The organism is Homoserinimonas flava (genome assembly GCF_054969005.1).
This window is the reverse complement of the sequence record NZ_JBUEQS010000002.1, coordinates 170,983-185,012: the sequence shown is the minus strand read 5'-3', so window position 1 is coordinate 185,012 and position 14,030 is coordinate 170,983. Positions and strand designations below refer to the sequence as shown.

Below are 14,030 nucleotides of genomic sequence, written 5' to 3'. Positions count from 1 at the left end.
CCACTATATAGCGGGGTCGATGCGGAAGCGACATCCCATATCTAGTGGGCGTGTCATCCACAGTTGTGCATAAGTTGCACGAGTTCTTCACACCCTGTGCACTTATTCTCCGGCCACCCACCGACATTCCGTGGGGCTAGACTCTTGCTCTCGTGAAGCGCTATCTGGACCTCCTCAAGACCCGCGGTGTCGGGCGCATCATGGCGGCCCAGCTGACGGCGCGATTCCCCAATGGGATGCTCTCGCTCGCCCTCCTTCTGCACGTCGAGCAGGTGCACGACAGCTACGGCGCGGCGGGTCTCGTGCTCGCCGCCACGAGCATCGGGCAGGCGATCGCCGGGCCACTCACCAGCCGCTGGATGGGGGTGTGGGGCATGCGCCCCGTGCTGCTGCTCACGACCGTCTCAGCGACGCTCGCCCTCGGCACCCTCGCGTTCGTCATCATGCCCGTCGGGCTCTACATGATCGTCGGATTCGTCGCCGGGCTCAGCACGCCTCCCGTGCAGCCGGCCGTGCGCACCATCTATCCAAAAATGGTGAACTCAAAACAGCTCACCCCGCTGTTCTCCCTCGACGCCTCCCTGCAAGAAATCATCTGGGTCGTCGGCCCCGTCGTCACCACGTTCGTCGCAACACAGATCGGCACGGTCGAGGCGATCGTGCTCGCCCTCGCCTTCCTCGTCGGCGGCGGGGCATGGTTCTTCACCTCCCCCGAGCTCGGCCGGGTGCGCATCCCCCGCTCCCGCCGCAAGATCGGCGCCGTGCTCACCCGCAAACCCGTCCTGCTGTCGACCGCCGTCGGGTTTCTCCTCGTCGGCGCGTGCGCGGCCATCGAAGCGGCCGTCGTGGCGACCTTCGGCCACGGCGGTCCGGAGGCCGGGCTCGTGCTCGCGATCTTCGCGATCGGCTCGCTCGCCGGCGGCCTCAGCTTTGGCCACGCCCCGATCAGCCCGTGGTCGCTCGCGCGGCGCATGGCGGTCGTCGTCGTCGGTATGGGCCTCGCCTGCATCATGCTCGACTTCTGGTGGCTCGGCGCGACACTCTTCATCGCCGGCATCGGCATCGCGCCGGCCCTCGCCGTCATGTTCTCGATCGTCTCCGCGAGCGTCAAATTCTCTGAGACCGCCGAGGCCTACGGATGGATCGGCACCGGCCAGCTCATCGGCGCCGCGCTCGGCTCAGCCGTCGCCGGCTTCATGATCGACGCCTTCGACGCCCCCGGTGCGTACTGGATCGCCGCAGCCTTCGCCGTCGCGGGTGCGCTCGTCGCCGCGATTTTTCACCGGGCGAGCCCCGACCTGCGCGGCCGCGACTCGAGCCCCATCCCCGACACCGAGCCCATCACGATGCTGCGCGGGTGAGCGCGCACACCCTCGCCGGTTGAGGAGCGAAACTGCTACCAGCGGGGGTGCACCGCCGCACGGAAGTAGCGGTCGTAAATGTCGCGCACCCCATCCGTGAAGCCGTCGCTGAGCTGCGGCAGCTCACCGGCCGCGGCATTCGACTGCGCCTGCTCGATGTTGCGAGCACCGGGGATGACCGAGCTCACACCGTCGAGCTGGGCAACCCAGGCGAGCGCGACCTGTGCGGTCGAGAATCCGGATGCCGCGGGCTCACCAGCAATCAGCGCAGCGAACTCTTGCGCTGCCGCAACCCCGGCCTCAAAGTCGACGCCCGAGAACGTCTCGCCAACGTCGAACGCTTCACCGCCGCGGTTGAAGGTGCGGTGGTCGTTTTTGGCGAACGTCGTCTCGGTCGTGTACTTGCCGCTGAGCAGGCCGGAGGCGAGTGGCACGCGCGCGATGATGCCGACGCCGGCCTCGATCGCGGCAGGCAGCACCTCGTCGAGCGGCTTGAGCCGGAACGCATTGAGGATGATCTGCACCGACGCCGTGCCGGGTCGCGCAATCGCGGCGAGCGCCTCCTCGGTCGTCTCAACGCTGACGCCGTAGTTCGCGATGGCACCGTCGGCGACGAGGGTGTCGAGCGCGTCGTAGACGGCGTCGCTGGAGAAGACCGGCGTTGGCGGGCAGTGCAACTGCACGAGGTCGAGGGTGTCGACGCCGAGGTTCTTGCGTGAGCGGTCGGTCCACTCGCGGAACTTTTCGAGCGTGAAGTTCGCCGGGTCCTGCGCCTCACGGCGGCCCATCTTTGTGCCGACAGTGATCCGCGACGGCCCGGACGTGAGCGCAGGGTTGTCGGCGAGGTAGCGGCCGATGATGGTCTCGCTGCGGCCGTCGCCATAGACATCGGCCGTGTCGAAGAAGGTGACGCCGGACTGTGCTGCCGCGTCGAGGACAGCCGTAGCATCCACCTCACTGACGTCGCCCCAGTCGGCGCCCAGCTGCCAGGTGCCGAGGCCGATGACAGAAACTGTGCGGCCAGTGCGGCCAAGGGTTCGAGTGTGCATGCCTTCGACGTTAGTCGCTCTTGCCTGCCTCGACTCGGGGCGAGCGGTCAGGTTTGCTCGGTGCATCCGCGCGGTCGCCGACCGACTCAATCTCAGCATCCGAGGTCTCGCCGTCGATGGCCGCCGCAACCTCGCGGGCGAGTCGGCGCCGCACAATGTGGTCGTTCAGGTCGACGCGGCGCACCGTCACGTTGCGCAGGTTTTTGATGAAGCGCATGCTGCCAGGCACGATGAACTGGTCGAGCGAACCGTACACAATGTCGACCGGCGCGGGGATGCCGGCGATGTCGGTGACGGTCGTCTGCGACTCGATGCACCGCTCAAGCGACAACACGAATGCACGCCAGTTCTTCTCCGTGATCTCAAACACATTGCGGATGGGCACGAGCCTGGCGATCATCGACGCCCGCTTCAGCGTGAACTCTTTGTGAGTGCGCAGATATTCGTAGGCCTTGAGGTAGGCGCCCACCGCGGCGCGCTCCACCGGGTCACCGATCGCACCAGGGGTGATGTAGATGGGCGGGCTCACGAGCACAACCTTCGCGATCTCGTTCGGGTTTGTGCGGGCGTAACGCGACACGATGAGGGCGCCGAGCGAATGCCCCACGATCGTGTATTCACCGCGGACGTGGAGAGAACGGATGGTGCGCTCCAACCACTTCACGTGTTCCTCAATCGAATACTCGGCCTTCGCCGGGGCGGGCGAGCCCCCGTGGCCGAGAATGTCGATCGAGATGACACGGTGGGCGCCCTCAAGCAGCGGCACCAGGTTTTGAAACGTCACCGACGACGACGCGATGCCATGCACGAGGATGACGGCAGGCCCCTCGCCGACATCACCAGCGACGTGCAGTCGCGGGCGCGGCGCAAGACCGAGCGTGCTCGCGATCGTGCCCAGGAACCCCATGGGGCGATTATGGCAGGGCCGCCTGAAGCCAAAGCGGACCAGCCTGACGTTCGAATCGTTGCAAACGTTGGGTGGCCTTCGGGTTCGCTGCGCCAATAGCCTGAGCCCATGAACCGACGTCTCGCGATTCCCACTGCTGCGCTCGTGACCATGCTCGCTCTGGCCGGATGCTCGAGCGGCAGCTCCGACTCTCTCGTCGAGACCGGGTACGACAGCGGCGGAACCGCGCCGGAGCTCTCCGAAGAGCGCCTCGTCGAAGATTTCGCCACCGAGGAACAGCTCGACGGCGACGCCGCGGTCGAATCTGTCGAGGAGGGCCGCGACGTCATCGTCACCGGCACAATCTCGCTCACGGTCGAAGAACCCAGCGATGCCGCCGACGACGCCACCCGCATCGTCGAGAGTGCCGGTGGGCACATCGACAGTCGCATCGAAAGCGCCCCACGCGACGACGACCGCGGACGGGCCGAACTCACGGTGCGCATCCCCGCCGACAAACTCACCGCCACCCTCGACGCCATCAAAGCGCTCGGCACGGTCGAAGACACGAACACGCAACGGCAGGATGTCACGACCACCGCGAGAGACCTCGACGCGCGCATCACGGCGCTCCAAGCATCCGTCGACCGTCTGCTCGCCCTCATGGCGAGCGCCACCACGACCGCCGACCTCATCACCATCGAGTCGGCGCTTTCAGAGCGGCAGTCGGAGCTCGAGTCGCTGCAGTCGCAGCGCCGGTCGATTGCCGACCAGGTCGACTACTCGACCGTGACCGTCTACCTGGGCTCTGAGGCCGACGCGCCGGTTGAAGAACCGGACACGTTCCTGTCGGGGCTCACGACGGGGTGGGAGGCGCTCGTCGCGTTCATGTCGTTCTTGCTCGTCGCCCTCGGGGTCGTGCTGCCGTGGCTCATACTGCCCGCCATCGCGCTGCTCATCGTGTGGGTGCTGGTGCGGCGACGCCGTCGGCTGACTACAGCGCCGGTTGAGTAGCGGGTCTCCCCAACCGGCGGGGGCGACGTAGGCTTCTCTGGTGCCAGCCCCAGAGACCCCGCCGAAGCCACGGCGGCGCGACCATCTCATCGACCTGACACCGCTCCGCCACAGCCCCGCCTACGCACGGATGTGGGTCGGCGGCGCGATCGCGAACATCGGCAGCCAGATGACGATCGTCGCCGTCGGACTCCACGTGTATGCCCTCACCACCTCGACCTTCGCGGTCGCGATGGTCGGCGCGATCGCCCTCGTGCCGATGGTGCTCGCCGGTCTCTATGGTGGGATGCTCGCCGACGCGTTCGATCGGCGGCGCATCGCCCTCATCGCCGCGACCATCGCGTGGGGTTCGACCGCACTGCTCGCCACCGTCACCTGGCTCGACACGCACGAGCTGTGGCACCTCTACGCGCTCACCACCCTCAACTCGGTCGCCGCGACCATCCTCGGGGCGACCCGCAGCGCCATCCAACCGCGTCTTCTGCCGCGCGAGCTGCTGCCGGCGGCCGTCGCGCTCAACGGAATGGGGTTCGGCATCGCCGTCACGGTCGGGCCTGCCATTGCCGGCGTGCTCGTCGCCGCGTTTGGGTTCGGCTGGACGTACACGATCGACGTGGTGCTCTTCACGGCCGCGTTCCTCGGCCTCGTCACGCTCCCCGCCGTGCGCCCAGAGGGTGCGCGCCATCGGCCGGGCCTGGAGTCGGTGCGCCACGGGGTCGCGTTCCTCAAACGGGCGCCGAACATCCGCATGTCGTTCATCGTCGACGTCATCGCGATGACCTTCGGGCGGCCCCACGCCCTCTTCCCTGCCATCGGCGCGCTGCTCATCGGGGGCGGCGCCGTCACCGTCGGCATCCTCACGGCGGCGAGCGCCTTCGGCACACTCCTCTGCAGTCTGCTCTCGGGGCAGCTCGGCACGGTGCGCCGCCACGGCGTCGCGATCGGCTGGTCGATTGCCGCCTACGGGATGTTCGTGGCGGGCTTCGGCATCGTCATCGCCGTTGTGCAGTTCGGGGGCTTCGCCGCGGAGACCGATGACATTGCCGGAGCGAACCTGCTCGCCCTCGTGCTCGCGGCCATCATGATGGCCGGCACCGGTGCGGCCGACAATGTGAGCGCCATCTTCCGGTCGACCATGCTGCAGACGGCCGTGCCCGACAACATGCGGGGTCGCCTGCAGGGCATCTTCATTGTGGTCGTGACGGGTGGGCCCCGCGTCGGCGACTTCTATGTCGGAATGCTCGCGCTCTTCGCCGGGCTCTGGTTCCCACCCCTCCTCGGCGGCATCCTCATCATCGCGCTCGTCGCGCTGTGCCTGCGGCTCTCGCCCTCGTTCCGCGCCTACGACGCGCTCGAACCGACGCCGTAAGGGTTTCGATACGCTCGCTGCGCTCGCTACTCAACCGGCGGTGCGGGTCGCTGGTTGAGTAGGCCCGTTAGGGCCGTATCGAAACCCGGGACGTCGGCGGGTCTCCGGGCTGAGTGCTTGATGGGAGCGCGCGACCGCATTTCCCTCTAGCGTCGGGCACATGGACTGGCTTGCTGCTGACTGGCTCTGGGCGCACGACTACGAGTTCGCGCGCCAAGTGCTGCAGCGCGGTGTCGCCGCCATCTTCCTCATCGCGTTTATCTCCAGCCTCAACCAGTTCCCGGCGCTCCTCGGTGAGCGCGGGCTCCTCCCCGCCCCCGCCTACCTGCGCCGGGTCGGCTTCAGGCAGGCGCCGAGCCTGTTCCACTGGCACTACAGCGACCGGATGCTGCGGCTCGTGTGCTTCGTCGGTGCGGTCGCCGCGGCATCCGGCGTCATCGGTCTGCCGCAGTTGGGGCCGCCCTGGGTGCCGCTGCTCGTGTTTTTGCTCATGTGGGCGCTGTACCTGTCGATCGTGAACATCGGGCAGACGTTTTATGGCTTCGGGTGGGAGAGCCTGCTGCTCGAGGCCGGGTTCATTGTGGCGTTCCTCGGCTCGAATTCGGTGCCGCCGCCCCTGCCGATCATCGTGCTGTGCTGGTGGCTCGTGTTCCGGCTCGAGTTCGGCGCCGGCATGATCAAAATGCGTGGCGGCGCGGAATGGCGCAACCTCACCGCGCTCGAATACCACCACGAGACCCAGCCGATGCCGGGGCCGCTGAGCCGCTTCGCCCACCTCATGCCGTCGTGGTTCCACCGCGGCGAAGCCATCGCGTCGCACACCGCGCAGCTGGTGGTGCCGTGGCTGCTCTTCGCGCCAGTGCTTGCCCTCCTCTTCGTGCCGGTGCCCGTCGTGCAGGTCATCGCCGGCGTCGCCGCCGTCGTGATCATCGGCACGCAACTGTGGCTTGTCGCGACCGGCAACTTTGCGTGGCTCAACTGGCTCAGCATTGTGCTCGCCTTCTCCGCCATCGCCGACCCGGACTGGCTGTTCGACTGGCTCGCCGAGGTGCCGGGGGTCGCGTGGGCGGTCGGTGCGCTTGGAGTTGGGCCCGTTGCGGATGCCGGGCCCGCCTGGTTCGCCGTCGTTGTGCTCGCGGCATCCGCCCTGCTGGTGGTGCTGAGCTGGCGACCGCTGCGCAACCTGTTCTCGAGCGAGCAACTTATGAACGCGAGCTTCAACCCGGTGCACCTCGTCAACGCGTATGGGGCGTTCGGCACCGTGACGAAGAAACGCTATGAGATCGTCATCGAGGGAGCGGCAGGACCGGATGGTGCCGGCTCGGACTCAGGTGCGGGTGCGGGCGCGGGCTCGGGTTCGGGTGCGGGTTCGGGCTCGGGCCCGGCTGCCGACTCCTTGCCGCCGACCACCGGGTGGCGCGCCTACGAATTCAAGGGCAAGCCCGGCGATGTGCGGCGGCGACCGCGCCAGGTGGCGCCTTACCATTTGCGGCTCGACTGGCTGATGTGGTTTCTCGCGCTCGGGCGCGAGGAACGCTGGTTCGATGTGCTGCTGCAGCGCCTCCTCGAAGGCGACCGGGCGACACTGCGCATGCTGCACGCCAACCCCTTCCCCGACGCGCCACCCACCTGGGTCCGCGCGCGGGTGTACGTCTACCGCTTCGCGTCGCGTGAGGATCGCCGCGAGCACGGCCAGTGGTGGATGCGCACCTTCGCAGACGAGTTGGGCGAACCGATCCGGCTTGGTGACGGGAGCGCCACCGATTCCGACCATTCGGCGGCACCCGCCGAACAGCCGGATGTCGACCCAGACGAAGCCAACGCCGTCGACGTCGGCAACGAGGCGGGCGACCCCGACGAGAACCTGCCGGATGCGGCGGGGCCGAACGCTGCGGGCTCGAATGAGAGCGGGCCAGATGCGGCGGGGCCCGCCCAGACCGGGCAGGATGGTGTGCGTGGTTGATGCGAACGTGGTCGGGGCCGGGCCGAATGGCCTCGCCGCGGCGCTGACCCTCGCGAAGGCTGGCCTTGAGGTGGTGCTCACCGAAGCGTCCGATGTGGTGGGCGGTGGCCTGCAGACCCGCGAGCTGACGGGGCCCGACTACCTGCACGATGTGTGTTCGGCTGTGCACCCGGCGGCGCTCGCGTCGCCGTTCTTTCGCGCGTGGGGGCTGGAAAACCGGGTCGACTTTGTCATCCCTGAGGCCTCATACGCGCATCCGCTCGATGGCGGTCGCGCTGGCATCGCGTGGCACTCCCTTGAGCGGACGGTCGACGAGCTTGGCTCTGACGGGCGCGAGTGGCGCCGCTTTTTCGAACCGATCGTGCGCCGCATCGACGATGTCGTCGACTTCACTGGCTCGCAACTGCTGCGGGTCCCGCGGTCTATCCCCAGCGCGGTGCTCTACGGCCTGCGGGTCCTTGAGCAGGGCACGTCGCTCGCCTGGAACCGCCGCTTCACCGGCGACGCAGCCCGCGCCATGATCACGGGCGTCGCCGCCCACACCAACCATTCGCAGCCGTCGCTGCCGACCTCGGGCGCCGGCATCCTGCTCGCCGCCCACGCCCATGCGGGCGGTTGGGCGGTGCCGATCGGTGGTTCGCAGGCGATTGCGGATGCTATGGCCGCCGACTTTGTGGCGCTGGGGGGTCGCATCCGGCTCGGGTCGAGGGTGACGACCGCGGCGGACCTCGAGCCGTCGACGATCACCCTGCTCGACACGTCACCGCGGATGCTGGCGGGGTTCACGGAACTGCCTGCACGGTATGCGCGGGCCCTGTCGAGGTTCCGGTTTGGGCAGGCGGCGGCGAAGGTCGACTTCGCGCTGTCGGGGCCGGTGCCGTGGGCGAACGCGGAGGTGGCGCTGTCGCCGACCGTGCACATCGGCGGCTCACGGGAAGAGATTGTGGCGGCGGAACGCGAGGTGTCGCACGGACGGGTGCATGAGCGGCCGTATGTGCTCGCGGTGCAGCCCTCGGTCGTGGACCCGTCGCGGGCACCGGAAGGCCACCACGTCTTGTGGACGTACACGCATGTCCCCAACGGCAGTGACGTGGATGTGACGGAGGCGGTGACGCGGCAGGTGGAGCGGTTTGCGCCGGGGTTCCGGGATCTCATTGTCGCGTCGAACACCATGTCTACGGGAGACTTTGAGGCACACAATGCGAACTATGTCGGCGGGGACATTTTCGCGGGGGCGCTCGACCTTGTGCAGCTGGTGAAGCGTCCGGTCGTGTCGCGGACGCCGTGGCGCACGCCCGTCGATGGGTTGTACCTGTGCTCGGCGTCGACCGCACCGGGCCCCGCCGTGCACGGAATGAACGGCTGGTTCGCCGCCGACCTCGCGCTGCGGGACCACTTCGGGATGCGGGCGCCGTACAGAGGGTGAGCCGGGGTGGGTGAGCGGGGGCGGCGCCTACGCCGGCCACACCCCGGAGCTGCCGCGACGGTGGCTGCCGACCAGGTGGGTGTCGACGATGCCGATGGCCTCCATGAGGGCGAACATCGTGGTGGGGCCGACGAAGGTGAAGCCCTTCGTCTTCAGCGCCTTCGAGAGGGCGAGCGATTCGGGCGAGGTGCTCGGGACATCCGCGAAGGTCACCGGCTTCGGTGTCTCCTCCGGCTGGAACGACCACACGAACTCAGAGAGTCCGCCCTCCTCCCGCAGCCGCACGGTGGCCTTCGCGTTGGTGATGGTGGCGGCGATCTTGAGCCGGTTGCGCACGATGCCAGCATCGTCGAGGAGGCGCGCGACATCCGCATCGCCAAATGCGGCGACCGCGTCGGGGTCGAAGTCGGCGAACGCCGCGCGAAAGCCCGGGCGTTTGCGCAGGATGATCGCCCACGACAGCCCCGACTGGAACGCCTCGAGACTCAAGCGCTCGAAGACACCCCGCTCATCGCGCACCGGCACACCCCACTCGGTGTCGTAGTACTCGCGCATGAGCGGGTCGCTCGCCGCCCACACCGGCCGGGTGAGCCCGTCGTCGCCCGTGACGAGGTGGGCGGGCGGCGCCGGATCGGTGACGGTCTCGCTCGGTGTCACATCGGCGACCGGAAGGCTGGGCGCCGCCTCGGCCGCGCTCACGCCGCCATCTCCAGGCTGAGAAGTGTGCGCTTGGCGTCGAGCCCGCCGAGGTATCCGCCGAGCGAGCCGTCGGAGCGGAGCACCCGGTGGCACGGCACGACGATCGGCAGCGGGTTCGTGGCGCAGGCGGTGCCGACAGCGCGCACGGCAAGTGGACTGCCGGCCGCCGCCGCGACCTCCGTGTAGCTCTCGGTGTCGCCGTAGCCGATCTGGGCGAGATGCTCAAGCACCGTGCGCCGGAACCCGCGCGACAGCCGCCAGTCGAGCGGCACATCGAACACCCGGCGGCAACCCTCGAAGTATTCGTCGACCTGGCGCGCGGCCGCGTCGAGGCGGGACGGCGACTCGAGCAAGCGCGGGCTCACCTTCGCCGCGAGGGCGTCGAGCACGGTGTCGAAGTTTTCGCGCTCGAAGGCGAGGCGCACAAGACCCTCCGCGGTGGCGGCGAGCAGCAGCGCACCAATCGGGGTGTCGACCGTTCGATAGGCGACGTCGAGCAGGCCGGCGGATGCGGCATCCGACTCAAGGCGGTCGTGGAGGCGAGAGAGGGTGGCTGCCTCATCGGGTGCGTCTACCCGAGCATCGGCGGGCAGCACCTCGGCAGGCAGCACCTCGGCGAGGGAGGGTTGGGTGTCGGTCATGGGGTCTCCTTCAGTGGGCGTTCACCCTGTAGACGGCGGGAACCGCGAAAATGTGAGGTCAGGTGCGCCACTTCGTGCGGAGCGCTGCGACGCCATCGGAGGATGCCCTGCGTGCGGCATCCGGGCTCACGCCCATGATGGCGGCGACCTCAGCGTGCGGGAGCCCCACGAAGAAGTGGTACGCGACAGCCTGCCGCTGCTTGTCGGGGAGGGTGGCGACGAGCGACCAGAGTTCCGGATGTTCGGAGCCCACGCCGCCTGTGGAGGACGACTGCTCTGGCACCGGCTCTGGCACCTGCTCAACCGGCAGCGGCGCCCGCTCCCGCGCCCGGATCACATCGATCGCTTTGCGGTGGGCGATCGTCACCAGCCACGCCTCGACGTTGGCCCCCGCCGGCAGCGCGGGATAAGCCTGCAGGGCGGCGAGAAACGTCTCAGACCACGCGTCATCCGCATCGTGCACACCGAGCACGGCGCGGCACACCCGCAGCACGGTCGCCCCATGCTGCTGCACGACGCGCTCGAACGGATGCTTCACGCGGCCAGTCTGGCAGCAGCATCCGACATGCTCGACCAGCGCCCATGCTCGGCCCGCGTGCAGGAACCCGACCTACCGTGGCAGGCACAACACGAACCCGCCACGAGACCGAGGAGCCCTCATGACCAGCATGCCGGAGATCAACCATCACGAGCCGCCGTACCGGGTCGGCTACTTCGTCGGCAGCCTCTCCACCGCGTCGATCAACTGCACCCTCTCGAAGGCGCTCATCCGGCTCGCACCGAAGCAACTCGAATTCACCGAAATCCCCATCGGCGACCTCCCGCACTACAACTACGACCTCGACGACGACTACCCGCCGGTGGCCCAGAAACTGAAGGAGACCATCGCGTCTGTCGACGCCGTGCTCTTCATCACACCCGAATACAACAGGGCGATCCCGGGCGTGCTGAAGAACGCGATCGACTGGGCGAGCCGCCCCTACGGCGAGAACTCCTTCGCCCGCAAGCCCTCCGCCGTCATCGGCGCATCGGTCGGCGCGATCGGCACGGCCGTCGCGCAGCAAGACCTTCGGAGCATCCTCAGCTACTGCAACTCGCCGCAAATGAATGCGCCGGAGGCCTACATCCAGCTGACGCCGGGGCTCGTGACCGACGACGGCGAGGTCACGGACGAGTCGACGGAGAAGTTCCTGCGCGAATATATGCAGTCGTTTTACGAGTTCATCACGCGGGCGCTCACCGTCATCCCGAAGGACTGACAAGCCGCCCCGCGGTGCCGCTCGAGAACACAGCCCGCCGTTACGATTGCCGGATGACGATCACTGCCGCCGCCGACGGGTCCGCACTCGGGAACCCCGGACCGGCCGGATGGGCCTGGTACGTCGACGACGCGAACTGGGACGCTGGCGGCTGGAAGCACGCCACCAACAATCAGGGCGAACTCAAAGCGGTGCTTGAACTCTTCCGCGCGACCGCCCACATCGATGACGACCTCCATGTGCTCTGCGACAGCCAATACGTCATCAACTCCGTCACCAAATGGATGCCGGGGTGGAAGCGGAAAGGCTGGCGCAAAGCCGACGGCTCCCCCGTCATGAATCTCGAGCTGCTGAGGGAGCTCGACGACGCCCTCAGCGGACGCCGCTACGAGTTCGAGTGGGTGCGCGGCCACGTCGGCCACGTGCTCAACGAGGCGGCGGATGTCAGGGCTCGCGCCGTCGCGGAGGCCTACCAGCGCGGCACCGCCATCCCGAGCGGGCCCGGGTATACGGCAGGCGGCGGCGACCGGGCGGCAGTCCTGGGCGACGACGTGAGGGCCGACCAGCCGCTCGACACGACACAGACCGAGACCGAGACCGAGACCGAGAATCCCTACGCCGACGACCTCGTGGTCGAGGATGACGCGCTCTTTACGCTCGACCAGCCCACGTGGCATCCGCTCACCGTCACCCTCACGGAGGATGAGCACGAGCGTCTGCTGCGCCGCGCACGCGACCGCGGTGTGACACCGGAGGAGCTGCTCCGCGGCCTGATCTAGGGTCGCTCGAAACCTGGTTTCGATACGGCCGCGAGCGGCCTACTCAACCGGCGGCCTACTCAACCGGCGGGGTGTGTTGCCGTCACTGGATTCGGTTGAGGCATTGCCAGCGCGGCTCTTCAGGCCTACCGTCTGCCGCATGACCACCGCGACAGGTATGCCCGCAGCCTTGCCCACACCCCCTGAGAGCACGGGGTTGAAGCGGAACATCTCCGGCCTCTTCCTCTTTCTCTTCATCCTCGGCGATGTGCTCGGCGCCGGCATTTATGCGCTCGTCGGGGTGATCGCGGGCGAGACCGGTGGGGCGGTCTGGATTCCGCTCGGCGTGGCCCTCCTGCTCGCACTCCTCACCGCGGGCTCGTATGCAGAACTCGTCACGAAGTACCCGAAGGCGGGCGGTTCGGCCGTCTTCGCCGAACGCGCGTATCGCACGCCGATCGTGTCGTTCCTGGTCGGATTCTGCATGCTCGCCGCGGGCGTTGTGAGCGCCGCCGCGCTGGCTCTCGCGTTCGCGGGCGACTACCTCAGCGTCTTCATCGATATTCCTCCCATCGTTGGCGCCACCCTCTTTCTCGTGCTCGTCGCCCTCATCAACCTCCGCGGCATCAAAGAGTCGATGCAGGCGAACTTCGTCATGACCGCGATCGAACTCACCGGGCTGCTCATCGTCATCATCTGCGTCTCAGTGTTCGTTGGCGGTGGCGGTGGCGACTTCTCCCGCGTGACCGAGTTCAACCCCGACACGGCACCATTCTTCGCGGTCATGGCAGGGGCGCTGCTCGCCTACTACTCGTTTGTGGGCTTCGAGACCTCGGCAAACATTGTGGAGGAGATCCGCGACCCCGCCCGCGTCTACCCACGCACCCTGTTCGCCGCCCTCATTACGGCTGGCGTGCTCTACATGTTGGTTGCGGCGGCCGCCACCATCACCCTCCCGGTCGATGAACTCGCCGACTCCACCGGGCCACTGCTCGCCGTCGTAGAAGAGACCGGTGTGGGGGTGCCGCCGTGGCTGTTCAGCGCGATCGCCCTCATCGCGGTCGCCAACGGATGCCTCCTCACCATGATCATGGCGAGCCGCCTCACCTACGGCATGGCGAAGCAGCACCTGCTGCCCGCCGCCCTCGGCAAGGTGCTGCCCAAGCGCGGAACCCCCTGGGTCTCCATCATCGTCACCACAATCGCGGCGATGGGCCTCACCTTCACGGGCGACCTCACCACCCTTGCCAACACGGTCGTGCTGCTGTTGTTGTTCGTGTTCCTCAGCACCAACATCGCGGTGCTCGTGCTGCGCCGCGACACGGTCGAGCACGAGCACTTCCGCGTCTGGACGGCCATCCCCGTGCTCGGTGCACTCTCCTGCATCGGGCTCATGACCCAGCAGGCCGGCGAGGTGTGGCTGCGGGGCGGCATCCTCATCGCGATCGGCGCCGTGCTGTATTTCGCGACACGCTGGTGGTCGAAGCGTGGGGCGGATGCTGCGGGGCAGGAGTCGCACGCCGCGTAGTGAGCTCAAGCGGGAGTGACATCTGGCCCGCCGTACCGCAGGATGAAGCCACGACACCCGCGAGCTGGTTCGCCCCA

At 67.9% G+C, this 14,030-nt stretch carries 13 protein-coding genes; 8 read left to right on the top strand and 5 right to left on the bottom strand.

Going from position 1 to position 14,030, the window contains the following annotated elements; translation table 11 throughout:
- Window positions 1-200 precede the first annotated feature (200 nt).
- Window positions 201-1,361 carry an MFS transporter gene (locus ACY48M_RS06400; protein WP_462819878.1) on the top strand — a complete coding sequence of 387 codons (1,161 nt, stop codon included), beginning with the start codon at window positions 201-203 and terminating at the stop codon, window positions 1,359-1,361.
- A gap of 35 nt (window positions 1,362-1,396) precedes the next feature.
- Here ACY48M_RS06400 and ACY48M_RS06395 read toward each other — a convergent pair whose 3' ends face one another.
- Together ACY48M_RS06395 and ACY48M_RS06390 are read right to left on the bottom strand one after the other, a co-directional pair.
- Window positions 1,397-2,410, bottom strand: a complete 1,014-nt coding sequence (locus tag ACY48M_RS06395) for an aldo/keto reductase (RefSeq protein WP_462819442.1) — start codon at window positions 2,408-2,410, stop codon at window positions 1,397-1,399.
- Between the two features lie 10 nt (window positions 2,411-2,420).
- On the bottom strand, window positions 2,421-3,317 hold the full coding sequence (locus ACY48M_RS06390) for an alpha/beta fold hydrolase (protein ID WP_462819441.1): 897 nt from the start codon (window positions 3,315-3,317) through the stop codon (window positions 2,421-2,423).
- 108 nt (window positions 3,318-3,425) lie between these two features.
- Here ACY48M_RS06390 and ACY48M_RS06385 point away from each other — a divergent pair, with 108 nt between their 5' ends.
- The 4 genes from ACY48M_RS06385 to ACY48M_RS06370 all read left to right on the top strand — a co-directional run bounded on the left by ACY48M_RS06385 (window position 3,426) and on the right by ACY48M_RS06370 (window position 9,068).
- Entirely contained in the window at window positions 3,426-4,310 is an 885-nt protein-coding gene (locus ACY48M_RS06385; protein ID WP_462819440.1) for a DUF4349 domain-containing protein, read from the top strand.
- 40 nt (window positions 4,311-4,350) lie between these two features.
- Window positions 4,351-5,679, top strand: coding sequence for an MFS transporter (locus tag ACY48M_RS06380; RefSeq protein ID WP_462819439.1), 1,329 nt, complete (start codon window positions 4,351-4,353; stop codon window positions 5,677-5,679).
- A gap of 160 nt (window positions 5,680-5,839) precedes the next feature.
- Window positions 5,840-7,642: a lipase maturation factor family protein gene (locus ACY48M_RS06375; protein WP_462819438.1), complete on the top strand. Its 1,803-nt coding sequence runs from the start codon at window positions 5,840-5,842 to the stop codon at window positions 7,640-7,642.
- On the top strand, window positions 7,635-9,068 hold the full coding sequence (locus ACY48M_RS06370) for a phytoene desaturase family protein (protein WP_462819437.1): 1,434 nt from the start codon (window positions 7,635-7,637) through the stop codon (window positions 9,066-9,068). The genes ACY48M_RS06375 and ACY48M_RS06370 overlap by 8 nt, the downstream gene beginning before the upstream one ends.
- A gap of 27 nt (window positions 9,069-9,095) precedes the next feature.
- Here ACY48M_RS06370 and ACY48M_RS06365 read toward each other — a convergent pair whose 3' ends face one another.
- From ACY48M_RS06365 to ACY48M_RS06355, 3 genes are read right to left on the bottom strand one after another with little or no spacing between them, the layout of a single operon-like run.
- On the bottom strand, window positions 9,096-9,725 hold the full coding sequence (locus ACY48M_RS06365) for a DNA-3-methyladenine glycosylase I (RefSeq protein WP_462819877.1): 630 nt from the start codon (window positions 9,723-9,725) through the stop codon (window positions 9,096-9,098).
- 38 nt (window positions 9,726-9,763) lie between these two features.
- A complete protein-coding gene (locus tag ACY48M_RS06360) occupies window positions 9,764-10,408 on the bottom strand; it encodes a methylated-DNA--[protein]-cysteine S-methyltransferase (RefSeq protein WP_462819436.1) in 645 nt (214 codons plus the stop codon).
- Between the two features lie 58 nt (window positions 10,409-10,466).
- Window positions 10,467-10,946, bottom strand: a complete 480-nt coding sequence (locus ACY48M_RS06355) for an RNA polymerase sigma factor (protein ID WP_462819435.1) — start codon at window positions 10,944-10,946, stop codon at window positions 10,467-10,469.
- A 121-nt stretch (window positions 10,947-11,067) separates the two neighbouring features.
- Between ACY48M_RS06355 and ACY48M_RS06350 the strand changes: the two genes are divergently transcribed.
- The 3 genes from ACY48M_RS06350 to ACY48M_RS06340 all read left to right on the top strand — a co-directional run bounded on the left by ACY48M_RS06350 (window position 11,068) and on the right by ACY48M_RS06340 (window position 13,953).
- On the top strand, window positions 11,068-11,667 hold the full coding sequence (locus ACY48M_RS06350) for an NADPH-dependent FMN reductase (protein WP_462819434.1): 600 nt from the start codon (window positions 11,068-11,070) through the stop codon (window positions 11,665-11,667).
- Window positions 11,668-11,720: 53 nt separating this feature from the next.
- The gene (locus tag ACY48M_RS06345) at window positions 11,721-12,446 is read left to right on the top strand and encodes an RNase H family protein (RefSeq protein WP_462819433.1); all 726 of its coding nucleotides are present in this window, start codon (window positions 11,721-11,723) and stop codon (window positions 12,444-12,446) included.
- Window positions 12,447-12,585: 139 nt separating this feature from the next.
- Window positions 12,586-13,953 carry an APC family permease gene (locus tag ACY48M_RS06340; RefSeq protein ID WP_462819432.1) on the top strand — a complete coding sequence of 456 codons (1,368 nt, stop codon included), beginning with the start codon at window positions 12,586-12,588 and terminating at the stop codon, window positions 13,951-13,953.
- Window positions 13,954-14,030 lie beyond the last annotated feature (77 nt).

Bases quoted from the DNA above. Each gene is read 5' to 3' on its own strand.
- ACY48M_RS06400 (WP_462819878.1), top strand. From the start codon at position 201: ATGGCGGCCCAGCTGACGGCGCGATTCCCCAATGGGATGCTCTCGCTC.
- ACY48M_RS06395 (WP_462819442.1), bottom strand. From the start codon at position 2,410: ATGCACACTCGAACCCTTGGCCGCACTGGCCGCACAGTTTCTGTCATC.
- ACY48M_RS06390 (WP_462819441.1), bottom strand. From the start codon at position 3,317: ATGGGGTTCCTGGGCACGATCGCGAGCACGCTCGGTCTTGCGCCGCGC.
- ACY48M_RS06385 (WP_462819440.1), top strand. From the start codon at position 3,426: ATGAACCGACGTCTCGCGATTCCCACTGCTGCGCTCGTGACCATGCTC.
- ACY48M_RS06375 (WP_462819438.1), top strand. From the start codon at position 5,840: ATGGACTGGCTTGCTGCTGACTGGCTCTGGGCGCACGACTACGAGTTC.
- ACY48M_RS06360 (WP_462819436.1), bottom strand. From the start codon at position 10,408: ATGACCGACACCCAACCCTCCCTCGCCGAGGTGCTGCCTGCCGAGGTG.
- ACY48M_RS06350 (WP_462819434.1), top strand. From the start codon at position 11,068: ATGACCAGCATGCCGGAGATCAACCATCACGAGCCGCCGTACCGGGTC.
- ACY48M_RS06345 (WP_462819433.1), top strand. From the start codon at position 11,721: ATGACGATCACTGCCGCCGCCGACGGGTCCGCACTCGGGAACCCCGGA.
- ACY48M_RS06340 (WP_462819432.1), top strand. From the start codon at position 12,586: ATGACCACCGCGACAGGTATGCCCGCAGCCTTGCCCACACCCCCTGAG.